The organism is Streptomyces sp. NPDC052910, from assembly GCF_055585605.1.
Genome location: NZ_JBVJJR010000013.1, coordinates 53,653 through 74,747, shown reverse-complemented (window position 1 = coordinate 74,747; position 21,095 = coordinate 53,653). Strand labels below are relative to the sequence as shown.

The following is a 21,095-nucleotide window of genomic DNA, read 5'->3' as shown; positions in this document are numbered from 1 at the left end:
AAGTGACGCAGCAGCGGTTCAACATGGACTGGATGCTCAAGGATCTGGCATCCAGCGTGCCCCAGATCCGGCACGTGATCGTGCTGTCCTCGGACGGCCTGCGCATGGCTCAGCACGGCACCGACACCGACGCGGCGGACCGTCTGGCCGCCGCGTGCGCGGGACTGCAGAGCCTGTCCACGGCGGTGGCCGCCGAATTCCCGCACGGCGACGGGCAGATGCGGCTGGTGGTGATCGAGGTGGACGGCGGCTTCTTCTACCTCATGGCCGCCGGGGCCGGCGCGTTCCTGGCGGTGCTCGCCGACGACGACGTCGACGCCGGGCTGATGGGGCACCGCATGCGCGATCTGGTGGCCCGGATCGGCGAGCACCTCACCAGTCCCCCGCGCGTCACCGGGCCGGTGGCATGAGCAAACCCGAAAGGGCATGGGATCCCGGCAATCCGGACCGGCTGTACATCGTCACCAAGGGCTGCGGCGAGTCGAAGCAGAGTTCCACCGGGCTGGACCTGGTGACCCTGATCGTCGCCCGTACGGAGACCGACCCCGGTCTCCAGCCCGAGCACGAGACGATCGTCCGCATGTGCGACTACCCGCTGTCCGTCGCCGAGATATCCGCTTACCTCACGCTGCCCGTCAGCACGGTGACCGTCCTGCTCAACGACCTGCTCAGCCGCGGTCATGTGGAAGCCAGGCCCCCGGTCCCCGTCGCTGCCCTTCCTGACGTAGGCCTCTTGGAGGCGGTGATGCATGGACTACAAAACCTCTGACCCCCACACCGGGCCCAGAAGGGAGGACATCCTCCCGGCCACCGCCGCGGCGGCGGTGAAGGTCGTGATCGTGGGCGGCTTCGGGGTCGGCAAGACCACCCTCGTCGGCTCGGTGAGCGAGATCAGACCGCTCACCACCGAGGAGACGATGACCCAGGCCGGCGTCGGCGTGGACGACATCGCGGGGATCGAGCAGAAGATCGAGACCACCGTGGCCATGGACTTCGGCCGCATCAGCATCAACGAGCAACTGGTGCTGTACCTGTTCGGCACCCCCGGACAGGAGCGCTTCTGGTTCCTCTGGGACGGCCTCTTCGAGGGCGCCCTGGGCGCGGTGGTACTGCTCGACACCCGGCGGCTGGAGGTCAGTTACGAGGTCGTGGGCATCCTGGAGGAGCGCGGCGTGCCCTTCGTGGTCGCCGTGAACACCTTCCCGGGCGCCCCCGTCCACCCGGTGCCCGAGCTGCGGGCGGCGATGGACCTCCCCGAGTCCGTACCGATCTTCGCGTGCGACGCCCGGGACCGCGCCTCCTGCCGCGACGCCCTGATGACCCTGATGCGGTACCTGTACAGCCTCGCTCACACCACTCCGGAGCCACAGTGACCCCTCCCGACGAGCACTCCCGCGCCGACACCGCGCAGGCGGGCCCCCCGCCGCAGTGCCCGGCCCACGCCTACGGGGACGGCGGCGTGGCGCGCCTGTACGGGCCGACCGCCGAGGACGACCCGATGGGCCTGTACGAGCAACTGCGCGAGCGGCACGGGGCGGTGGCCCCCGTCCTGCTCAGCGGGGACGTCCCGGCCTGGCTGGTCCTCGGCTACCGGGAGAACCTCGACGTGACCCGGACGCCGTCCCGGTTCTCCCGTGACTCGCGGATCTGGCGGGCCATGCGCGAGGGACGGATCGGCCCGGAGCACCCGCTGGCGCCCATCGCCACCTGGCAGCCCATCTGCTCGATGGCGGACGGGCAGGCGCACGAGCGGTGGCGCGGCGCCATCAACGACTCCATCGCCCGGTTCGACCGGCGGGGCGTCCGGCGGCACATCACCCGGTTCGCCAACGAACTCGTGGACGAGTTCTGCGCGTCGGGCAGCACCGACCTGGTGCACGCGTTCGCCGAACCGCTGCCCATGATGGTGATGACGCAGCTCCTCGGCATGCACGACGAGTACAGCCCGGAACTGGTGCAGGCCGCCCGGGACATGATCAAGGCGAGCGACACCGCGGTCCGCAGCAACGCGTTCGTCCAGGCGGCACTGCGCCGGACGGTGGAGCGCAAGCAACGGGAGCCGGGCCCGGACTTCACCAGTTGGCTGCTGGAGCACGAGTCCAAGCTGTCGGACGAGGAGGTGCAGCAGCACCTGCGGCTGGTGCTGATCGCCGCCTTCGAGACCACGGCCAACCTCATCGCGAACACCCTGCGCATGGTGCTCACCGACCCCCGGTGCCGGGCCAACCTGGCCGGCGGCCATATGACGCTGCCGGACGCGGTCGAGCAGACGCTGTGGGACGAGCCGCCGTTCATCACCATCCTCGGCCGCTGGGCGACCCAGGACACCGAGCTGGCCGGGCACCGGATCCGGGCCGGGGACGCCCTGGTCCTGGGGCTGGCCGCGGCCAACGTGGACACGGCGATCCGTCCGGACCCCACCACGCCGGTGCACGGCAACCGGTCGCACCTGGCGTTCAGCGGCGGCGCCCACGAGTGCCCCGGCCAGGACATCGGCCGGGCCATCGCGGACACCGGGATCGACGCGCTGATGTCGCGGCTGCCGGACGTCCGGCTCTCGGTGGCCGAGACGGAGCTGAGCTGGTCGTCGTCGCTGATGTCCCGCCACCTGACCGCTCTGCCCGTGAACTTCACGCCGGCGCCGCCGCAGCCGGCCGCCCCTCCCGCTCCGGAGGACGGATCCCCGGAGCGGGAGGGGGCCGACGGTTCCGGCGGCCCGAGTGCCCCCGATGGCACCGGCGGCCCCGGTGGCCCCAGTGGTCAGACCTCGGCCGCCGAGCGGTCGGCGCGCGTCCCGGCCCCGCCCGCCGACGGGTCCTCCTCCGCGCGCGGGTCGCGCGGCGTGTGGTGGAGGTCGCTGGTCCGGTGGTTCCGGGGCGAGTGAGACGGTGCGGGGGCCAGGGCGTCGAGCTCGCCCCACCACCAGGCGGCGGAGGGGATCGGCAGCGGGCCGGTCGCCGGGTCGCTGGGCGTGTCCCGCCAGGTGATGCCGTAGGTGGCTCCCGGCACCGGAAGGTCGTACCGGTTCCGGGGGCTGGCGTAGCGGGGGGCCGCGTTCATCCACCGGATGCAGCCGGCGATGTAGTGGCCCAGCGCCTCCAGATAGCGGCGGAGGTCGGGCCCGGCGTCGCGGGCGATCCGGTCGCGCAGCCGCAGGAACAGGCTCATGGCCCGGTCCCTTATGGCGAGGGCCTCCGTGAGCGCCCGGTCGGCGGAGGTGCCGTTGTGGTGGACCAGGACGTTGACGATGTTCTGGTCGGTGGTCTCGTGGTCGTCCTCCTTGGCGTACGAGAACAGGTCGTTGTCGCAACTGACGACGAACCCCGCGGCCTCGGTGAGCGCCTGGACGGGCGGGGAGGCCAGCTCGGCGGCCGGGACCTCGAAGCCGTTGGCGATCTCGCTCCAGGCGAGCGAGAAGCGGGTGCCGTTGATCGAGGGGCGCAGTGCCACGTAGTCCGAGAGGCTGGGCATCACCCCGCGTTCGATGTTGCTGACCTGCCAGGAGGCGCCGAACAGCCAGTCGCGCATCCCTTCGGCCACCCGGCGGAGCTGGACCGGGGTGGCGACGGCGCGGGTCCTGGCGGCGAGGTCCTCCAGGGCGGCGTCGAACGGGGAGTCGCCGAGCATGGCGGAGCCGGGCGCCTCCAGGCAGCGGGAGATCCGGGCGTTGAGGTCGACGATGTGCGCGGTGTTGACGTCGGCGGCGCCGGTGTCGTGCCAGATGTCGTCGAGGGCGAACGCCCAGTGGTTCCACTCGATGAAGAGGAGCAGGGGTTCGTCGCGGCCGTGGGGGATCATCCGGCAACTGAAGTCGGTGCTGTGGGTGGCGATGCTCCAGGCGCGGTCGGTGGCGTCCCGGAAGATCCCGGTGGCGTCCAGCCAGGCGACGGCCCGTTTCTCGAGCACGTCGCGCCGCGGGTGGACGGCGTCGGGGATCGGACAGTAGAAGGGGGGCAGCCGCCAGCCGATGGCGCTGGCGCGCGGCGGGGGCCCGAAGGGGACGACCATGCTCAGTTGCCCTCCATCCGGAAGAGCAGCAGGCGGGTCTCGACGGCGTGGTCGCGCCAGGCGCGGAAGAGCTTGCCGTGGGTGAGGGCGGATTCGTGCAGGCGCTCCACGGTGATGGGGGACGGTTCGTCCTCCGCCCGTTGCACGCGGTCGAGTTCGGCGGTGGTCCAGGCCATGGACTGGACCCAGAACTCGGCGACCCGGTCGGTGATGTCCTCGTCCTGCTCCAGCTCGAAGCCGGCCGCGCGGGCGGCGGAGATGTACTCGGCGAGGGTGCCGAGACGGGTCTTGTAGTAGCCGTCGATGAAGGTGGTCCACTCGGGCCGGCAGAGGAAGTGCTCCTGGATGCCGAACCAGCCGCCGGGGCGGAGAGCCTTGGCGACGACCCGGAAGAGGCGTTCGCGGTCCATGTAGCCGGAGCTCTCGATGGCGACCGCCGCGTCGTAGCTGGATTCCTCGCAGAGGTCGTGGATGTCGCCGAGGACCGGGGTGACCAGGTCCTCGACGCCGGCCTCGCGGACGAGGTCGGCCATCACCGGGACGTGCTTGGCGGTGACGGTGATCGCGGTGACCGAACTGCCGTACTCCTGAGCCCAGTAGATGGAGCCGCCGCCGATGCCGCAGCCGATGTCGAAGAGCTGGTGCGGCGGGTTCTCGGTGACGCCCCACAGGCGGGCGGCGTGGTCGAGGACCGTTTCCTGCGAGGCGCGCAGCCGGTTGCGCAGGACGCGTTGCGAGACGGTGGTGTTGGGGTGGACGCCGGGCTCGAACATGCCGACGTGAAAGTGGATCCGGGGGCCGGGGCCGTACTTGTGGAGGATCTCGGCGGTCTTCCTGGAGTAGTACGACGGCACCTGGGCCTCATCACACGCCGCATCCGTGGCTGCGGTCACCTCGGCGACAAGGTTGTCCATGGGATCCCTCCGGGACGTCAACGATCGGTGGACGGATGGAAGGGGAGTCAGGCCGCGGGTGGCTCCCGTGCCCGGCGGCGACTGGATTGCCGTTCGATCACATGCGCGAGTCACGCCGCCCCCCAGCAACAAGCGACCAGCATTCCTGTCCAGTTTTGCCCGGTACCTGCCCAGGGCCACTCGGCGATAACCCGTGATACGTACCGGCGTACGCCTTTCTGACGCCGCAGGCCAGGATCATTTCGTTTCGCTTTGGACCGTATACCACTGATTCCGTGATGCGTTGCGATGAGAAAGGCTGAAACTTGCACGCTGTTGTCGGGGTTTTGGCCTCGCCAGGGACCGATATCCGGACGCCCGGCAGATGGCCGGATCCCGTTCGTGCGTATGGTGTGCGGACGACCGTAGGGGGCGCTCCCACTTGTGAAGGTGCGCCCTTTCACGGCGTCCCCCTGTTTCCGGGACGACGCGATGCGTCGCAGCCGCCCCACGGCTCGGGCCGCCGCGCGCCGCGCACACTGGAACTCCGGCCGGGACCCCGGCCCCGACGAGGGAGAACGCGATGAGGGTGAGGTTGCCGGCGCGGACGTCCGGGCCGTCCGCCGGGTCCGGGCCGTCGGCCGGGCGGGAGGGGCCGTCCGCGGGCGGGCGGTGGCGCGCGCCCGCCGCGGTCGGCGCGGGCGCCCTCCCGGCCCTCGCCTTCCCGGCGCCGTCCCTGTGGTGGCTGGCCCATGTGGCCCTCGTCCCCTGGCTGTTGCTGGTCCGCTCGGCCGGCTCACCGCGCCGGGCCGCGCGGGAGGCGTGGCTGGGCGGCGCCGGCTTCCTGCTGGCCGTCCACCATTGGCTGTTGCCCAGTCTTCATGTCTTCATCCTGTTGCTGGCGGCGCTGCTGGGGCTGCTGTGGGTGCCCTGGGGACTGCTGGTCCACCGGCTGCTGGGCGGCCGCCCGGGGCCCGGGCGGGTGGCGGCGGCCCTGGTGCTGGTCCCCGCGGGCTGGCTCCTGGCCGAACTCGTCCGGTCCTGGGAGTACCTGGGCGGCCCCTGGGGGCTGTTGGGCGCCAGCCAGTGGCAGGTCCCGCCGGCGCTGCGGCTGGCGTCGGTGGGGGGCGTCTGGCTCGTCGGGCTCCTGGTGGTGGCCGTCAACACCGGGCTCGCCGCGGTGCTCGCGCTGCCCCGCGCCCGGCTCGCCGGACTGGCCGGGCTGACCGGCTGCGCCGCGGTCACGGCCGGGGTGTGGTGGTGGGCGCCGCAGCCCCGGGCGGCCGGCACGGCGCGGATCGCGCTCGTCCAGCCCGGCGTGATCGACGGTCCCGGCCGGCGCCTGGACCGCGAGGAGGCGCTCACCCGGACCCTGGCCGGCCGTGGCGTGGACCTGGTGGTGTGGGGCGAGAGCAGCGTCGGCACCGACCTCGGCGCCGATCCGGCGCTGCGCGCCCGGCTCGCGGCGCTGTCCCGCACGGTCGGTGCCGACCTGCTGGTCAACGTGGACGCCCGCCGCTCCGACCGGCCCGGGATCTTCAAGAGCTCGGTGCTGGTCGGCCCGGACGGACCCACGGGCGACCGCTACGACAAGATGCGGCTGGTGCCCTTCGGCGAGTACGTGCCCGCCCGGTCGCTGCTGGGCTGGGCCACGTCGGTGGGCAAGGCGGCGACCGAGGACCGGCGGCGCGGGGACCGGCAGGTGGTGACGCGCCTGCCGTCCGGCCGCGGCGCGGGCCTGCGGATCGGCCCGCTGGTGTGCTTCGAGTCGGCGTTCCCCGACATGAGCCGGCATCTGGCCGCCGACGGCGCCCAGGTGCTCGTCGCCCAGTCCTCGACCTCGTCGTTCCAGCACGGCTGGGCGCCGGCGCAGCACGCCTCGCTGGCCGCCCTGCGGGCCGCCGAGACCTGGCGGCCGATGGCGCACGCCACGCTGACCGGGGTGAGCGCGGTGTACGACGCGCGGGGCCGCGCGGTCGGCGGCCGGCTGGGGACGGACCGCAGCACGGCCGCCGTGTACGACGTGCCCCTGGCGAGCGGCACCAGCCCCTATGCGCGGGCCGGGGACTGGGCGGTGTACGCGGCGCTGGCCGCGCTGGCGGTCTACGGCGGCGCCGAGGGCCTCCGGTTCGCGCGGGGCCGGGTCAGGCGCCCCGCGTCTCCACGGCGTTGACGATCCGCTCGCACAACTCGTGGGTGCGCAGGGCGTCCTCGGCGTCGAGGGTCCTGCCCTCCCGCACCGCGTCGAGGAACGCGGTGACGCACTGCTCGATGCCGCGCTGCCGGGCGACCGGGGTCCAGTCGCCGCGCCGGCGGACGGTCCGTGCGCCGTGGTGGTCGACGACCTCGGCGAGGTCGCGGACCTCCCGCTTCCGGTCCTGCCCGGAGACCTCCAGGATCTCCTCGGTGGAGCCGCCGCGGCGGTTCATCACGCCGAGCGCGGTGAACCCGTCCCCCGCGAGCCGGAGGACGACGTGCTCCAGAAGGCCGTCGGCGACCCTGGCCCGGACGTCCACGTCCGTCACCGCGCCGGGCGCCAGGAAGCGGAGCGTGTCGACGACGTGGATGAAGTCGTCGTAGATCAGCGACCGGGCGCCCTCGGCGAGGTCCACCCGGTCCTTCCGCAGCACGATCAGGTCGCGGGGGTGGTCGAGGCAGGCCGCGTAGTCGGGGGCGTACCGGCGGTTGAAGCCGACGGCGAGGGAGACCCCGCGGTCCCGGGCCAGGCCGGTCAGCCGCTCGCAGTCGGCGAGTTCGCGGCCCAGCGGCTTGTCGACGAAGACCGGGACGTCCGCCGCCAGCAGTCGGCCGACGATCTCGGGGTGGACGGCGGTGGGAGCGTGCACGAGGGCGGCGTCGAGGCCGGTGGCGAGCAGCGCGTCCAGGTCGGCGTGGCGGTGCGCCTCCGGTATCCGGTACTCGTCCCCGACGCGGGCCAGCGTGGCGGGCGTCCTGGTCTGGAGGTGCAGCTCCAGGCCGGGCAGGGCGCCGAGCACCGGCAGGTACGCCTTCCGCGCGATGTCACCGAGTCCGATACAGCCGACCTTCACGGAGCCTCCTCGTTGCGTGGGTCCGTGCAGCATACGGGGGGAATTCCGAACGCCCCCGACGGCTCCCGGAACCGCGGCCTCCATGAAATTCGGGTGCCGGGGGCCGTGTCCGGGGGCAGGATGACCGCCATGACCGGACCCGAGCGGCGGAAGCCGCCCCACATCGCCGACGAGACCACGTCCCTGGAGGCGTTCCTCGACTTCCAGCGGGCGACCCTGGAGCACAAGTGCGCGGGCCTGGACGACGAGGGGCTGCGCACGGCCTCCGTACCGCCGTCCCCGCTGACGCTGCTGGGACTCGTGCGGCACATGGCCGACGTCGAACGCCACTGGTACCGCCGGACGTTCGCGGGGGAGGACGCCCCGCCGCGTTTCCACAGCGACGAGAACGAGGACGGCGACTTCGAGTTCCCCGCCGAGGCCACCTGGCAGGAGGCCCTCACCGCTTGGCGCGAGGAGGTGGCGGCGGCCCGCGCGGCGGTGCGCGGGCGCTCCCTGGAGGAGACGAGCGCGGGCCGGCACTACAAGACCGGGAAACCGATCGGTCTGCGGTGGATCCATCTGCACATGATCGAGGAGTACGCGCGGCACAACGGCCACGCGGACCTCATCCGGGAGCGCATCGACGGGGCGACCGGCTCGTGACGTCCGCCGGGGGCGCGCGGGCCTGGTGACGGCCCCCGTGTCACCCCTGCGGGGAATCCCCAACGGGAGGCCGCTCGGGCATGGTTGGGCGGATGTCCAGGTTCCCCATGACCGCCGTCCTGGTGGTGGCGCTGTCGGCCACCTCCGGCTGCGTCTCCCTGTCCGGCCACCCGTCCCGGCCCGGCCCCGCCCACGCCGACTGGGAGGTGCGGCAGGAACGTGACCGCGAGTCCCTGGCCCGGATCGGGCCGGAGTCCGGGGGTACGGGGGGTACAGGGGGTCCCGGAGTGCCGGGGTCGCCGGCGGCGGGGGCCCCAGGGCTGCCGGGACTGCCGCCGCTGCCGGGGCTGCCGGGGCTGCCGGGTCTGCCGGGGGGCGGCCTCCCGAGCTCCGGCGCGCCGGGCACGCCGTTCGCACCGCCCGGGCCGGTGCTCCCCTTCCACCCCGCCGGCCCACCGTCGTTGCTGCCGTCCTTCCCGCCGTCCTTCGCCGCGCCCGGCACCGGTCCGTCCCGGCACGGCGGCCCGACGGCGTCCCGCCCGGGCGGTGCGGACGGCCGGGGTTCCGCCACGTCCCCCGGCCCGGGGCACGGTTCGGGCCCGGTCCCCGCCCCGGAGCGGCGACGCTCCTCGCCGGCCGCGGGCGACCGGGCGGACGAGCGGCACTCCGAGGCACCGCCCCCGGCCGCCCCGCCGTCCCCCGAGCGGCACGCGCCGCCCCCACCCCGCTCCGACCCGCCTCCGGAGCGCCCGCGGCACGACCCCGAGCCGGAGCGGCCCCGCCCGGCCCCCGCCCCCGAGCGGGAGCGCCCCGCGCCACCGCCCAGGGCGCGGATGGGCACGTGCGCGATGGGCGAGCAGTACGGGCGCTGGCAGCCGGGCAGCGACGCGTCGCGCATCTGCCGCCAGGTGTACGGCGGGTGACACGGACGACCGCCGAGCCCCGAAGCCGCGCGGCCCGGCGCGCCGCCCGGGCCGCGCCGTACGGCCGACGCCCCCGGCCTTGGCGCCGGTTGTCAGGCGCCAAGGCGGTGCGCGGCCCGGCGGACACCGCACCTCGGCGCCCGCGCTCGGCGACCGCGTGCCCGGCCGCTCCCCGGCTCGGCCTGTGACCGCCGGGCTCACCTCCCCGGCGCCGTAGCGGGCGGCCGGCGCCGACGCCGACGCGGCGACGGCAGCGCGCGGTTCGGGCGGTTCGGGCGGCTCGGGCGGTCGGAGCACCTCGGCCTCCACACCTCGGCGCCCGCGCTCGGCGACCGCATGCCCCGGCCACTCCCCGACACGGCCCGTGACCACCGGGCTCACCCCCGACGCCGTAGCGGGCGGCCAGCGCCGACGCGGCGACGGCGGCGCACGGTTCGGGCGGTTCGGGCGGTTCGGGCGGTTGGAGCACCTCGGCCTCCGCGCCTCGGCGCCCACGCTCGGTGACCGCATGCCCGGCCACTCCCCGGCTCAGCCCGTGACCACCGGGCGGGCTCACCCCCCGACGCCGTAGCGGGCGGCCAGCGCCGACGCCAACGCGGCGACGGCGGCGCGCAGGTCGGGCGGCCCCAGCACCTCGGCCTCCGCGCCGAGGCCGAGCAGGTCGCAGACCGCGACCGGCAGGGACTCGACGGGAAGCGTGACCTCCGTCCAGCCCTCCGCGTCCGGGGGCCCGGCCGCCGCCGCGGCCCGCGCCCCGGCCGCGCCGAACTTCGCGGGCAGCAGCCGGAGCACGGCGGGTGAGACCCGCAGCCTCGCCTCGCCCTGGTGACGCATCCCCTCCAGCCGGCGGGAGGTCTCCGCCCAGGTGGCCGCCAGGTCGAAGCCGGCCGGGCGCTCGAAGCGGCCGGGCAGGGGCTCGACGGCGAGGACGCGGGAGACCCGGTAGGTGCGGACGTCCGGGTCCGCGCGGGCGACGAGATACCAGATGCCGCCCTTGAGGACGAGCCCCAACGGGTGCAGCTCCCGGCGCACTTCGCCCTTCCAGCGGCGGTAGTGCACGCGCAGGGGGCGCTGCCGCCACACGGCGTCGGCGACCGCCGCGAGGTGCGGCACCGGTTCGGCGTCCCGGAACCAGCCCGGAGCGTCCAGGTGGAAGCGTTCCGCGACGCGCCGCGCCCGCTCCCCCGCGCCGGCCGGGAGGGCCGCCTCCAGCTTGAGCCGTGCCGCGGCGAGGTCGGCGCCCAGGCCGAGTTCGGCGGCGGCGCCGGGCACGGTGGCGAGGGCCAGGGAGCCGGCCTCGTCCTCGGTGAGGCCCGTGAGACGCGTGCGGTAGCCGTCCAGGAGCCGGTAGCCGCCCGCCGGGCCGCGGTCGGCGAGCACCGGGACTCCGGAGGCGCTCAGCGCCTCGACGTCCCGGTAGACCGTGCGCACCGACACCTCCAGCTCCGCCGCCAGCTCGGGGGCGGTCATCCGGCCCCGGTTCTGGAGCAGCAGGAGCAGCGAGAGGAGGCGGTCGGCGCGCATCCCCGCATCGTGTCACCACGGGTTTCCATACCTGACAGGAGGTGTCAGGTACGGGCGGAAGGCTGTGCGTGAGCCGCCCGGACCGCACGGGCGGCCCGATCCGGGAGGAACCACCCCATGACCACGCACGCCGACTCCACGTTCACCTTCCTCGACTGGGAGGAGCACGAGCTCGGCCGGACGGAGGGCGGCACCCGCCTCGCCCGGGCGACCGTCCGCAACACGTACACCGGCGTCATCGAGGCGGCCGGCACCCACTGCGCCTACACCATCACCTACGCCCCGGACGGGACCGGCGCCTTCTCCGGCTACCAGTTGTTCGACGGCGCGGTCGCGGGCCGCTCCGGCGGCTTCGCGGTGCGCGAGTGGGGCACCTTCGGTGAAGGGGGCGCGGTGCGCTGCTCGTTCGAGGTCGTGGGGGGCTCGGGGAGCGGCGACCTGGCCGGCCTGACCGGCAGCGGCTCGTACACGGCGGAGCCCGGCGCCAAGGCCGTGCCCTACCGGTTCACGTACTCCCTCGACTGAGCCGGTGAACGGCGCGGTCCGGCCCGCCGCCGGGGGCCGGTCAGGCCTGAGGCCCGGTCAGCCTCAGGGCCGACCGGACCTCCGGATCCGCTCAGGCCTCCGGATCCGCTCAGGCCTACGGCCCCGCTCAGACAGCCGGCCCCGCTCAGACCTCCAGGTCCGGGATGCGCCAGTCGATCGGCTCGTGCCCCTGTGCCGCGACCGCCTCGTTGATCCGGGTGAAGGGGCGGCTGCCGAAGAACCGCTTCGCCGACAGCGGCGACGGGTGGGCGCCCTTGACGACGGCGTGCCGCGACTCGTCGATCAACGGGAGCTTCTTCTGCGCGTAGTTGCCCCACAGCACGAAGACCGCCGGGTCGGGGCGGGCGACGACGGCACGGATCACGGCGTCGGTGAACTTCTCCCAGCCCTTGCCCTTGTGGGAGTTGGGCTCCCCGCCGCGGACCGTCAGCACCGCGTTGAGCAGCAGGACGCCCTGCTCGGCCCAGGGCATCAGGTAGCCGTTGTCGGGGACGTCGTAGCCCAGCTCGTCCCGCATCTCCTTGTAGATGTTGCGCAGGGAGGGCGGCGTCTTGACGCCGGGGCGCACGGAGAAGCAGAGGCCGTGACCCTGCCCGGCGCCGTGGTAGGGGTCCTGGCCCAGGATGAGGACCTTGACGCGGTCGTACGGGGTGGCCTCCAGGGCGGCGAAGACCTCGCCACGCGGCGGGTACACCGGCGCCTTCGCCCGCTCCTCCTCGACGAAGTCGGTCAGCTCCTTGAAGTAGGGCTTCTCCGTCTCCTCGCCGAGGACTGCGCGCCAGGACTCGGGCAGTACGTCGGTGACCGTCACTTCAGCAACCTCCGGGGTCGGTTCTCGATGGGGTCCGGGCACTCCTGGACCTCGCCCGAGAACTTACCGGTGCCCACTGACAACGGCCGCCGCCCGGGTGCCGGGGCCCCGCGCGGACCCCGGCTCGACGGCCACTCGAACCGCGCCGTTCACCCGCCGTCGAGGCGTCCGCCGGCCGTCGAGGCGCCCGGACCGCGGTGCTCGCCGGAAAACGGCATGTGCCCGGACCACGGCGCCCGCTCAGACCGCGGCGTTGAGGAAACGGCCGCCGTCGAGGACGAGCGTCTGCCCGGTGATCCAGGCCGCCGCGTCGGACAGCAGGAACGCCACCGCGCCCGCCACGTCCTCGGGGGCGCCGAGCCGGCCGAGCGGGTAGGGCGCCGTGGCCTCCTCCTCGCGTCCCTCGTAGAGGGCGGCGGCGAACTTCGTCTTCACCACGGCGGGCGCGACGGTGTTGACGCGGACGCCGGGGGCCATCTCGTGGGCGAGCTGGAGCGTGAGGTTGGCCATGGCGGCCTTGCTCATGCCGTAGGCGCCGACGAAGGGCGACGCGGAGAGCCCGGCGATGGAGCCGATGTTGACGATCGCCCCGCCGTTCTCCTTCTGCCACGCCCGCCAGGTCTGCTGGGCGAAGCCGAGGGCGGAGACGACGTTGGTCTCGAAGACCTTGCGGGCGACGCCGAGGCCGGTCTCGGTGATCGGCCCGAACACCGGGTTGGTCCCGGCGTTGTTGACGAGGTGGTCGATCCGGCCGAAGGTCTCCATGGCCCGTTCGACGACGGCGGCCTGGTGGGCCTCGTCGTGCGCCTTGCCGGGCACGCCGAGCGCCCGGTCCGCGCCCAGACGTCCGACGGCCTGCGCGAGGGCGGTGGCGTCGCGGCCGGTGATGACGACGCGGTCGCCCCGGGCGACCAGGGCCTCGGCGATGGCGTAGCCGATGCCGCGGCTCGCCCCGGTGACCAGGGTCACCTTCCCGTCGGCGGAACCGCGGGTGTCCTGGGTGGTCATGGCTGCGCGTCCCCGTTCAGTCGAGCGGCCCGCCGGCCACGTAGAGCACCTGGCCGGAGACGAAGCCGGTGTTCTCGCCGGCGAAGAAGGCGATGGCGTGGGCGACGTCCTCCGGCTGTCCCACCCGCCCCACGGGGATCTCGCCGGCCGCCGCGGCCTGGAGGTCCTCGAACCCGATGCCGATCCGGGCGGCGGTGGCGGCCGTCATGTCGGTGGCGATGAAGCCGGGGGCGACGGCGTTGACGGTGACGCCGAACTTGCCGAGCTCCTTGGCGAGGGTCTTGGTGAGCCCCTGGAGACCGGCCTTGGCGGCGGAGTAGTTGGCCTGGCCGCGGTTGCCGAGGGCCGAGCTGCTGGAGAGGTTGACGATACGGCCCCAGCCGGCGTCGACCATGTGCTTCTGGCAGGCGCGGGACATCAGGAACGCGCCCCGGAGGTGCACGTTCATGACGGTGTCCCAGTCGGCTTCGCTCATCTTGAACAGCAGGTTGTCGCGGAGCACCCCGGCGTTGTTGACGAGCACGGTGGGCGCGCCCAGCTCGGCGGCCACCCGCGCGACGGCGGCCGAGACCCGCTCCGCGTCGGAGACGTCGCAGCCCACGGCGAGGGCCTCGCCGCCGGCCCGGCGGATCCGCTCGACGGTGTCCGCGCAGGCCGCCTCGTCGAGGTCGAGGACGGCGACGGCGCGGCCCTCCGCCGCGAGGCGCAGGGCCGTCGCGGCGCCGATGCCGCGGGCCGCGCCCGTGACGACGGCCACCCGCCGTTCGGTGGTCAACATGGGGACTCTCCTCACCTCGGGCGGCGCACCCGGCCGGCGGGAGCGGGCCGGGCGGCCCCTCGGACGGTGGGTGAGCAACCGCTCAGTAGCTTCGGCCGATCAGACGCTAGAAGCCCCGCCACCCGCTGTCAACGCCCCGCCGCCCGGCCCCGCCGCTCACCGGACGAGCAGGTCGAGCAGGCGTTCCGGCTCCCCGTGCGGGTCGAGCGTCAGTCCGGTGTGCACCGGCCCCGGCTGGACGACGGTGCTGCGCGGGGCGATCAGCCAGCGGAAGCGGCGTCCGGCGTCGTCGCAGGCGGCCTGTCCGGCCCGGTCGCCGCCGGCGCAGACGCCCTCGACGGCGCGGAGCGCGGCCCGCACCCCGGCGACGTCCGCGGCGGGGTCGAGCGCGAGCAACCGGTCCTCGTCCAGGTGGACGCGGGCCTCCACGAACGACCGCGCCTGGCAGTAGACGACGACGCCGGCGTTGATCCGCTCTCCGCGCTCGACGCGGGGGACGACCCGCAGCAGCGCGTACTCGAAGACGTCCCGCTCCTTGGCGTCCTTCATACGGTCCGTCACTTCCCGGCCTTCCTGCCGTGGTCCAGCCTGACCCGCACCCACTCGGGCGCCTGCGAGGGCTTGTCGGCGCTGCGTTCGCCGAGGGTGATCCGGTCACCGACGCCGGCCGCCCGGGCAAGCAGCACCTCGACGTAGGCGCGGCGCACCGCGTCCGGCCCGTCGAAGCCCGGCTCGTCCGCCAGCCAGGCGTCGGGGACGTCGGCGACGACCCGTGTCAGCAGTTCCTCGGTGACGAGCGGGGCGAGGTCGGCCGCGGCGGCGGCGACGTCGGGGGCGAAGGTGGCCAGGACGTGGTCCGAGGCGTCGTACCCCTTGTCCGCGGCGGCGCCGGCGGACGGCCAGTTGTGGTGCCAGATCATGGTGGCGCCGTGGTCGATCAGCCACAGGGCGCCGTGCCAGACCAGCAGGTTGGGGTTGCGCCAGGAGCGGTCGACGTTGCCCACCAGGGCGTCGAACCACACCACCCGCCCGGCCTCGGCGGCGTCCGCCTCGAAGGCGAGCGGGTCGAAGCCCAGCGCACCGGGGAGGTAGTCCATTCCCAGGTTGAGCCCGCCGCTCGACCGCAGCAGCGCCTGCACCTCCTGGTCCGGCTCGCCCCGGCCGATCACCGGGTCGACCAGGACACCCACCAGGTCGGGGACCCGCAGGCCGAGCGCACGGGCCAACTGCCCGCAGATCACCTCGGCCACCAGGGTCTTGCGGCCCTGGCCCGCCCCGGTGAACTTGACGACATAGGTCCCGAGGTCGTCGGCCTCGATGATCCCGGGCAGCGACCCGCCCTCCCGCAGGGGGGTGACGTAGCGGGTGGCGATGACTTCGGGGAGCATTGTCACAGGCTCCGCAACTTTTCCGCCATGCGATCCATGGTCCACTCCAGTGCTCTTCCACCGAGGGGTCCACGGACGGCGGCGGCGCTCCCCCGCGTCCGGCCTCACGGCGCGACGCCAGCATAGTAACCGAGCGTGACAGAAGACGCCGGACCGCCCCCCCTGACGACCGGACCGCCGCCCGGTCCGGTCCGTCCATCCGCACCCCGGGGAGCGACGAAGCCGACAGTAGCGACGTACCCCGCAATGCCGGACGCCCGCCACCATCCGGCGCCGAATCGGCGCGTTGCAGAACTCATGGGAATTCCGGTGCGGTTCGGGAAATTCCCCGGCAACAGCCTTCCGTTCCACACCGGTACACCGGACGGGAACGAAACGGCGACGAAGCGTCCGACACCGGAGTTTTCAGGGGATCGACACCGCATACCGCCCGGAATGGTGGGGTGTTGACGCCGGATGGGAAACCCTTGACACAAACCGAGGTTGGCTTGGTTCTGTTGATCGGGTAGGTTCGAGAACGATCTTGCTCTGGCGGCCGTTTACGCCCGGAGAGCAGTGCGGCCTCCCCCTGGGCGGCCGAACGACGGATGTACCTATCGGGGGGTAGGCCTTGAGACTTCGACCGAGATCATGACGGTCACCGGCCGCGCGTGACCTGACGCGCCGGCCCGTCGGGCCCGCCCTGTGCAGAACGAAGCGGTGATGACCGCGCGGTCGGCGGAGAAAGAGACGCCGGGTGTCCGCGCGTCCGCTTACGTCCCACCCTGACACCCCGCCTTTGCGAACTTTTTCCCGAGAAGGTGAGGAGAACATGAGCAATCCCTTCGACGCCGAAGACGGCGGTTTCCTCGTGCTCACGAACGACGAGGGACAGCACTCCCTCTGGCCGGACTTCGCCGAGGTCCCGGCCGGTTGGTCGGTGGTCTTCGGTCCCGCCGACCGGACGGCGTGCGTGGAGTACGTCGACACGAACTGGACCGATCTGCGCCCCGCATCGCTCGTCGCGGCGGCGGGCGACGGGGACGCATAAGACGTCTCTCGCGACCAGGGCGTCTCCCGCGACACGCGGGGGGCCGGAGCGCCCGTCCCCGCCCCGGTGAATTCCGCGTGACGGCTGCACGACGCAAGCGAAATCGGAAGGCAATTCAAGCTATGACGGCACGGCCAGACTCATCTGTGACAGACGTTGTTGGGATCGGGTTCGGCCCTTCCAATCTCGCGCTGGCGATCGCTCTCGAAGACGTCACCGGAACCCGGCCGGGATCACCGGATGTCGGCATGGCGTTCTACGAGCGGCAGCCCCGGTTCGGCTGGCACCGCGGCATGCTGATGGAAGACGCGACGATGCAGGTCTCGTTTCTCAAGGACCTGGCGACCATGCGCGATCCGCGGAGCCGCTACACCTTCGTGTCCTACCTCCGGGAAAAGGGCAGGATCGCGGAGTTCATCAACAGCAAGACGCTCTACCCGCTGCGTGTCGAATTCCACGACTACCTCGAATGGGCGGCCGACCGGTTCCGGTCGCATGTGACCTACGGCACCGAGGTCACCGGTCTCCGGCCGGTCACCGAGGACGGCGTGGTCACCTGCGTCGACGTGCTGGCCCGCCCGGCGGCCGGCGGCCCGGAGACCGTCGTCCGTCGTGCACGGAACGTCGTCATCGGCCTGGGGCTGACGCCACGGCTCCCGGAGGGTGTCACGGAGTCCGCACGCGTCTGGCACAGCTCCGGGTTGCTGCACCGGGCCGCCGCCGTCGGCCGCGCCCCGCGCGACATCGTCGTCGTCGGTTCCGGCCAGAGCGCCGCCGAGGCGGCCGACTTCCTGCACCGCACCTTCACCGACGCCACCGTGCACACCGTGCTCTCGCGTTACGGCTACAGCGTCGCCGACGACAGCCCGTTCGCCAACGGGATCTTCGACCCGGAGGCCGTCGACCGGTTCTTCGACGCCCCGGACGACGCCAAACAGCGCCTCCTCGACTACCACGGCAACACCAACTACTCGGTGGTCGACCTGGACCTGTCCCAGGAGCTGTACCGCAGGAGCTACCAGGAGAAGGTCCTCGGCCGGCAGCGGCTGCGGATGCTCAACACCTCGCGCGTCGCCTCCGTCGCCGAACACGCCGACGGCGTACGGGTGGAGGTCGAGTCGACGGTGTCCGGTGAGGTGCGGGTCCTGGAGGCCGACGTGGTCGTCTACGCCACCGGCTACCGGCCCGCGGACCCGGCGCCGCTGCTCGGCGACCTGCTGCCCGAGTGCAAGCGGGACGAGCGGGGGCGGCTCGACGTGGCACGTGACTTCCGCGTGACCACCTCGGACGCGGTGCGCTGCGGGATCTACGTGCACGGCGCGAGCACCGAGCACTCCCACGGCCTCTCGGCCGGCCTCCTGTCCACCACCGCGGTCCGGTCCGGCGAGATCGCCCAGTCCCTTCTCACGAGGTAAACCATGTACGTTCCACCGATCTACGAGGCGGACGACCGGTCGTGGCTCCGCCAGGTCATGGCGCGGTACCCGCTGGCCACCCTGGTCACCAACGGGCCGGAGGAGCCGTACGCCACCCACCTACCGGTGATCTTCAGCCCCGACGCGGCCCCGGAACCGGACGGCCGGACGCCCGGTGGCCCGGAGGGCGCCACCCTGCTCGGCCACATGAACCGGGCCAACCCCCACTGGGACGCGCTGGCCGACGGCACCCGGGCCCGACTGGTCTTCACCGGTCCGAACGGTTACGTCACCCCCGCCGTCTACGGGGTCACACCGGCGGCCCCGACCTGGAATTTCGTCTCGGTGCACCTCCGGGGAACAGTGCGGCCGATCCCGGATTTCGAGGAGACGCTGGAAGTCGTCCGGCTGACGGTGCAGGCGTACGAGAAGGACTTCGGCGACGGATGGGAGCCGGACGGCTCGCTGGACTACTTCCGTCATATCGGCCCCGCCGTGGGGGCCTTCCACTTCGACGTGGAATCGGCGGACGGCATGTTCAAGCTCAGCCAGGAGAAGGACCCGGACATCCGGGAAAAGGTCGCCGCCCGCTTCGCCGCCGGTGACACCGGACGCGGCGGGGATCTCGCCGCGTTCATGCGGGAGTTCCACCACGCGCACCGCGTCGACGTCTGAACCGGCGGAAGCCGAACGGGTGCCGGATTCACGGCACCGCAACCCCCCATGCAGAGGAGCACGCCCGTGCCTGCCACCGATGTGACCCCTGACGCCGGACGGAACGCCCGGCGCCGGACGGCGACCCCGCGCCGTCTCCTGATGTGCCGCCCCAGCCATTACGGCGTCGTCTACTCCATCAATCCGTGGATGGACCCGGAAAAGCCGTGCGACGCCGATCTGGCGCTCGCCCAGTGGGAAAGGCTGCACGACCTCTACCTGTCGCTCGGCCACACCGTGGATGTGATCGACCCGGTACCCGGGCTGCCCGACATGGTGTTCGCCGCCAACGGCGCGACGGTGGTGGACGGAAAGGTGCTCGGGGCGCGGTTCCGGCACGCCGAGCGGACGGCCGAGGGGCCCGCCTACCTTTCCTGGTTCCGGGAGCGGGGTTTCGACGACGCCCTGTGGCCGGAATTCATCAACGAGGGCGAGGGCGATTACCTGCTCGTCGGCCGGCGCCTGCTGGCGGGCACCGGTTTCCGCACCGACCGGCGTTCGCACGCCGAGGCGCAGGAGTTCTTCGGGCTCCCGGTCACCGGTCTCACCCTGGTCGACCCGCGCCATTACCACCTGGACACCGCCCTGGCGGTGCTGTCGGACGACGAGATCATGTACTACCCGGAGGCCTTCTCGCCGGGAAGCCGGTCGGTGCTCCGGGAGATGTTCCCCGACGCGATCCTGGCCTCCCCCGAGGACGCCGCGGTCTTCGGACTCAACGCGTTCAGCGACGGTCTCAACGTGGTTCTCCCCGAGGCGGCCACCGGTCTCGCGGCCCGGTTGGAGGAGCGCGGATTCCGCCCGGTCGGGGTGGACCTCTCCGAACTCCTCAAGGCCGGGGGCAGCGCGAAATGCTGCACCTTGGAACTGCGGACGGACCGGCGGGCGTCCGCCTGACGCTTTCTCAGGGCAGCCGGCGCCTTTTCCGGGCGGTCTGGCGCCTTTCGGGAGCAGTCTGGCGCCTTTCCGGGCGGCCGGTGCTCATCCGGCGGGCCGGTGAACAGCAAGAGCCGCGTGGTGTCCGCGGCCGACAAGGGGGAACGTGTGATGAGTCATTACGACGTCGTGGTGGTGGGCGCGCGCTGTGCGGGCGCGTCGACCGCCCTGCTGCTGGCCCGGCAGGGACGGCGCGTCCTGCTGGTCGACAAGGCGTCCTTCCCGTCGGACACCATGTCCACGCTGTACATCCACCAGCCGGGGGTCGTCCGGCTGGCGCGCTGGGGGGTGCTCGACGACGTCGTCGCCTCCGGCTGCCCGCCCCTGGACACCGTCAGTCACGACATCGACGGCCTCCGACTGTCCGCCCCGGCGCCGGCGATGGACGGGGTGACCGCCACGTATGCCCCGCGGCGTCACGTCCTCGACGGCCTGCTCGTGCGGGCGGCGGTCGCGGCCGGCGCCGAGTTCGCGGACGGCACGCGGCTGGAGGACCTGGTGCGGCGCGACGGCCGGGTCGCCGGGGTCCGGCTGCGTACCGGCGACGCGGTGACGACCGTGTCGGCGGACCTGGTCATCGGGGCGGACGGCATGCGCTCGAAGGTCGCGGAACTGGTCGACGCGCCCGCCGTCCGGTCGGCTCCCCTGGCGACCTGCGTCTACTACACCTTCTGGCACGGCGTGCGCACCGGGTTCGGTTTCCACGAGCGGGCGGGCCGCTGGATCGCCCGCATCCCCACCCACGACGACCTGACGATCGTCGCCGCCTACCTGCCCCAGGGCGAGTTCGCGGCCGCCCGCCGTGACCCCGCGGCGGCGTACCTGTCGGCGGTGGAGTCGACCGCGCCGGAGCTGTACGAGCGGATGATGTCCGGCGAGCGGGCGGACCGGTGGCGGGGAACCGGGGACCAGCGGAACTACTTCCGCGCGGCGCACGGCCCGGGCTGGGCGCTGGTCGGGGACGCGGCGCACCACCTCGACTCGATCAGCGCGCGCGGCATCACCAACGCGCTGATCCAGGCCGATCTGATCGCCGGGGCCCTCGCCGGAGCGGACCTCGCGGACCCGGTGGCCGTCGACGAGGCCACGGCGCGCTTCGCGAAGGACATGGCCGCCGCCCTGGACGAGCCGTACACGAGCACCCTCGAACTCGCCCGCCTGAACCCGACGAAGGCGCGGCTGCGCATGCTGCACGCCATCGCCGGCTCCGCCGAACTGACGGAGCGTTACTTCGCCCTGGTCGGCGGGGTGATCAGGATGCGCCAGTTCATGTCGGCCGACGTGGTGGACCTGTTGTAGGCCCTCGTGGCCCTGTCGTAGACCTCGCGGAACCGCCGGGCGCGCACGCCCGTGCCGGTGGTTCACCCCCCGTACCCCGTGGCCGGTGGCCCGGCCGGGCGCCTCCTCGCCCGCGCCGCGCGGCCCC

Annotated in this window: 21 protein-coding genes and 1 pseudogene; 13 read left to right on the top strand and 9 right to left on the bottom strand. The window is 73.2% G+C overall.

All coding sequences use genetic code 11. The features are described 5' to 3' along the window. Window positions 1-2 precede the first annotated feature (2 nt). Genes ACZ6X9_RS31195 through ACZ6X9_RS31180 form a run of 4 tightly spaced genes read left to right on the top strand, consistent with a single transcriptional unit; the run spans window position 3 to window position 2,884 of the window. Window positions 3-410: a roadblock/LC7 domain-containing protein gene (locus ACZ6X9_RS31195; protein WP_004954301.1), complete on the top strand. Its 408-nt coding sequence runs from the start codon at window positions 3-5 to the stop codon at window positions 408-410. Further along, the gene (locus tag ACZ6X9_RS31190) at window positions 407-769 is read left to right on the top strand and encodes a DUF742 domain-containing protein (RefSeq protein WP_223769043.1); all 363 of its coding nucleotides are present in this window, start codon (window positions 407-409) and stop codon (window positions 767-769) included. Before ACZ6X9_RS31195 ends, ACZ6X9_RS31190 begins: the two co-directional genes overlap by 4 nt. Further along, window positions 750-1,373 carry a GTP-binding protein gene (locus tag ACZ6X9_RS31185; protein ID WP_469781378.1) on the top strand — a complete coding sequence of 208 codons (624 nt, stop codon included), beginning with the start codon at window positions 750-752 and terminating at the stop codon, window positions 1,371-1,373. The genes ACZ6X9_RS31190 and ACZ6X9_RS31185 overlap by 20 nt, the downstream gene beginning before the upstream one ends. After that, the gene (locus tag ACZ6X9_RS31180; RefSeq protein WP_469781377.1) at window positions 1,370-2,884 is read left to right on the top strand and encodes a cytochrome P450; all 1,515 of its coding nucleotides are present in this window, start codon (window positions 1,370-1,372) and stop codon (window positions 2,882-2,884) included. Before ACZ6X9_RS31185 ends, ACZ6X9_RS31180 begins: the two co-directional genes overlap by 4 nt. Window positions 2,885-3,177: 293 nt before the next feature. Here the strand turns inward: ACZ6X9_RS31180 and ACZ6X9_RS31175 are convergent. Together ACZ6X9_RS31175 and ACZ6X9_RS31170 are read right to left on the bottom strand one after the other, a co-directional pair. Beyond that, window positions 3,178-3,798, bottom strand: a pseudogene (locus ACZ6X9_RS31175) (terpene synthase family protein); the annotation flags it as partial. 212 nt (window positions 3,799-4,010) lie between these two features. Next, window positions 4,011-4,922, bottom strand: a complete 912-nt coding sequence (locus ACZ6X9_RS31170) for a class I SAM-dependent methyltransferase (protein ID WP_469781376.1) — start codon at window positions 4,920-4,922, stop codon at window positions 4,011-4,013. Between the two features lie 562 nt (window positions 4,923-5,484). On the opposite strand from ACZ6X9_RS31170, the gene lnt reads away from it, so the two are divergent. Beyond that, entirely contained in the window at window positions 5,485-7,074 is a 1,590-nt protein-coding gene (gene lnt / locus ACZ6X9_RS31165) for an apolipoprotein N-acyltransferase (protein WP_469781375.1), read from the top strand. Here lnt and ACZ6X9_RS31160 read toward each other — a convergent pair. Beyond that, window positions 7,046-7,951 (bottom strand): Gfo/Idh/MocA family protein, encoded by a 906-nt coding sequence (locus ACZ6X9_RS31160; protein WP_469781374.1) that lies wholly within the window; start codon window positions 7,949-7,951, stop codon window positions 7,046-7,048. The genes lnt and ACZ6X9_RS31160 overlap by 29 nt on opposite strands. 129 nt (window positions 7,952-8,080) lie before the next feature. Between ACZ6X9_RS31160 and ACZ6X9_RS31155 the strand changes: the two genes are divergently transcribed. Continuing rightward, window positions 8,081-8,596 carry a DinB family protein gene (locus ACZ6X9_RS31155; protein WP_469781373.1) on the top strand — a complete coding sequence of 172 codons (516 nt, stop codon included), beginning with the start codon at window positions 8,081-8,083 and terminating at the stop codon, window positions 8,594-8,596. A 92-nt stretch (window positions 8,597-8,688) separates the two neighbouring features. Continuing rightward, a complete protein-coding gene (locus tag ACZ6X9_RS31150; RefSeq protein WP_469781372.1) occupies window positions 8,689-9,519 on the top strand; it encodes a hypothetical protein in 831 nt (276 codons plus the stop codon). A gap of 552 nt (window positions 9,520-10,071) precedes the next feature. Here the strand turns inward: ACZ6X9_RS31150 and ACZ6X9_RS31145 are convergent. Next, the gene (locus tag ACZ6X9_RS31145) at window positions 10,072-11,043 is read right to left on the bottom strand and encodes a helix-turn-helix transcriptional regulator (protein ID WP_469781371.1); all 972 of its coding nucleotides are present in this window, start codon (window positions 11,041-11,043) and stop codon (window positions 10,072-10,074) included. A 117-nt stretch (window positions 11,044-11,160) separates the two neighbouring features. Between ACZ6X9_RS31145 and ACZ6X9_RS31140 the strand changes: the two genes are divergently transcribed. Then, window positions 11,161-11,568, top strand: a complete 408-nt coding sequence (locus tag ACZ6X9_RS31140) for a DUF3224 domain-containing protein (RefSeq protein ID WP_469781370.1) — start codon at window positions 11,161-11,163, stop codon at window positions 11,566-11,568. A 145-nt stretch (window positions 11,569-11,713) separates the two neighbouring features. Here ACZ6X9_RS31140 and ACZ6X9_RS31135 read toward each other — a convergent pair whose 3' ends face one another. From ACZ6X9_RS31135 to ACZ6X9_RS31115, 5 genes are all read right to left on the bottom strand, one after another. Next, on the bottom strand, window positions 11,714-12,400 hold the full coding sequence (locus ACZ6X9_RS31135) for a uracil-DNA glycosylase (protein WP_469781369.1): 687 nt from the start codon (window positions 12,398-12,400) through the stop codon (window positions 11,714-11,716). Window positions 12,401-12,640: 240 nt separating this feature from the next. Then, on the bottom strand, window positions 12,641-13,408 hold the full coding sequence (locus ACZ6X9_RS31130) for an SDR family oxidoreductase (RefSeq protein WP_469781368.1): 768 nt from the start codon (window positions 13,406-13,408) through the stop codon (window positions 12,641-12,643). 16 nt (window positions 13,409-13,424) lie between these two features. Next, window positions 13,425-14,186 (bottom strand): 3-oxoacyl-ACP reductase FabG, encoded by a 762-nt coding sequence (gene fabG / locus ACZ6X9_RS31125; protein WP_469781367.1) that lies wholly within the window; start codon window positions 14,184-14,186, stop codon window positions 13,425-13,427. 156 nt (window positions 14,187-14,342) lie between these two features. Further along, complete coding sequence (locus ACZ6X9_RS31120; RefSeq protein WP_469781431.1) at window positions 14,343-14,735, bottom strand: DUF3037 domain-containing protein; 393 nt, start codon at window positions 14,733-14,735, stop codon at window positions 14,343-14,345. A gap of 8 nt (window positions 14,736-14,743) precedes the next feature. Next, window positions 14,744-15,574, bottom strand: coding sequence for a HipA family kinase (locus tag ACZ6X9_RS31115; protein WP_469781366.1), 831 nt, complete (start codon window positions 15,572-15,574; stop codon window positions 14,744-14,746). An 811-nt stretch (window positions 15,575-16,385) separates the two neighbouring features. On the opposite strand from ACZ6X9_RS31115, the gene ACZ6X9_RS31110 reads away from it, so the two are divergent. The 5 genes from ACZ6X9_RS31110 to ACZ6X9_RS31090 all read left to right on the top strand — a co-directional run bounded on the left by ACZ6X9_RS31110 (window position 16,386) and on the right by ACZ6X9_RS31090 (window position 20,968). Next, the gene (locus tag ACZ6X9_RS31110; protein WP_469781365.1) at window positions 16,386-16,604 is read left to right on the top strand and encodes an MbtH family protein; all 219 of its coding nucleotides are present in this window, start codon (window positions 16,386-16,388) and stop codon (window positions 16,602-16,604) included. Window positions 16,605-16,726: 122 nt separating this feature from the next. Continuing rightward, window positions 16,727-18,019, top strand: a complete 1,293-nt coding sequence (locus ACZ6X9_RS31105; protein WP_469781364.1) for a lysine N(6)-hydroxylase/L-ornithine N(5)-oxygenase family protein — start codon at window positions 16,727-16,729, stop codon at window positions 18,017-18,019. Between the two features lie 3 nt (window positions 18,020-18,022). Continuing rightward, window positions 18,023-18,694 carry an FMN-binding negative transcriptional regulator gene (locus tag ACZ6X9_RS31100; RefSeq protein WP_469781363.1) on the top strand — a complete coding sequence of 224 codons (672 nt, stop codon included), beginning with the start codon at window positions 18,023-18,025 and terminating at the stop codon, window positions 18,692-18,694. 141 nt (window positions 18,695-18,835) lie between these two features. Beyond that, window positions 18,836-19,630, top strand: a complete 795-nt coding sequence (gene ddaH, locus ACZ6X9_RS31095) for a dimethylargininase (RefSeq protein ID WP_469781430.1) — start codon at window positions 18,836-18,838, stop codon at window positions 19,628-19,630. A 150-nt stretch (window positions 19,631-19,780) separates the two neighbouring features. Beyond that, a complete protein-coding gene (locus tag ACZ6X9_RS31090; protein ID WP_469781362.1) occupies window positions 19,781-20,968 on the top strand; it encodes an FAD-dependent oxidoreductase in 1,188 nt (395 codons plus the stop codon). Window positions 20,969-21,095 lie beyond the last annotated feature (127 nt).

Excerpts from the sequence above, each read along its gene's own strand:
- fabG (WP_469781367.1), bottom strand. The coding sequence starts at position 14,186 with ATGTTGACCACCGAACGGCGGGTGGCCGTCGTCACGGGCGCGGCCCGC.
- ACZ6X9_RS31120 (WP_469781431.1), bottom strand. The coding sequence starts at position 14,735 with ATGAAGGACGCCAAGGAGCGGGACGTCTTCGAGTACGCGCTGCTGCGG.
- ACZ6X9_RS31090 (WP_469781362.1), top strand. The coding sequence starts at position 19,781 with ATGAGTCATTACGACGTCGTGGTGGTGGGCGCGCGCTGTGCGGGCGCG.
- ACZ6X9_RS31130 (WP_469781368.1), bottom strand. The coding sequence starts at position 13,408 with ATGACCACCCAGGACACCCGCGGTTCCGCCGACGGGAAGGTGACCCTG.
- lnt (WP_469781375.1), top strand. The coding sequence starts at position 5,485 with ATGAGGGTGAGGTTGCCGGCGCGGACGTCCGGGCCGTCCGCCGGGTCC.
- ACZ6X9_RS31105 (WP_469781364.1), top strand. The coding sequence starts at position 16,727 with ATGACGGCACGGCCAGACTCATCTGTGACAGACGTTGTTGGGATCGGG.
- ACZ6X9_RS31150 (WP_469781372.1), top strand. The coding sequence starts at position 8,689 with ATGTCCAGGTTCCCCATGACCGCCGTCCTGGTGGTGGCGCTGTCGGCC.
- ACZ6X9_RS31155 (WP_469781373.1), top strand. The coding sequence starts at position 8,081 with ATGACCGGACCCGAGCGGCGGAAGCCGCCCCACATCGCCGACGAGACC.
- ACZ6X9_RS31115 (WP_469781366.1), bottom strand. The coding sequence starts at position 15,574 with ATGCTCCCCGAAGTCATCGCCACCCGCTACGTCACCCCCCTGCGGGAG.
- ACZ6X9_RS31190 (WP_223769043.1), top strand. The coding sequence starts at position 407 with ATGAGCAAACCCGAAAGGGCATGGGATCCCGGCAATCCGGACCGGCTG.
- ACZ6X9_RS31140 (WP_469781370.1), top strand. The coding sequence starts at position 11,161 with ATGACCACGCACGCCGACTCCACGTTCACCTTCCTCGACTGGGAGGAG.
- ACZ6X9_RS31110 (WP_469781365.1), top strand. The coding sequence starts at position 16,386 with ATGAGCAATCCCTTCGACGCCGAAGACGGCGGTTTCCTCGTGCTCACG.
- ACZ6X9_RS31185 (WP_469781378.1), top strand. The coding sequence starts at position 750 with ATGGACTACAAAACCTCTGACCCCCACACCGGGCCCAGAAGGGAGGAC.
- ddaH (WP_469781430.1), top strand. The coding sequence starts at position 18,836 with ATGTGCCGCCCCAGCCATTACGGCGTCGTCTACTCCATCAATCCGTGG.
- ACZ6X9_RS31145 (WP_469781371.1), bottom strand. The coding sequence starts at position 11,043 with ATGCGCGCCGACCGCCTCCTCTCGCTGCTCCTGCTGCTCCAGAACCGG.
- ACZ6X9_RS31100 (WP_469781363.1), top strand. The coding sequence starts at position 18,023 with ATGTACGTTCCACCGATCTACGAGGCGGACGACCGGTCGTGGCTCCGC.
- ACZ6X9_RS31170 (WP_469781376.1), bottom strand. The coding sequence starts at position 4,922 with ATGGACAACCTTGTCGCCGAGGTGACCGCAGCCACGGATGCGGCGTGT.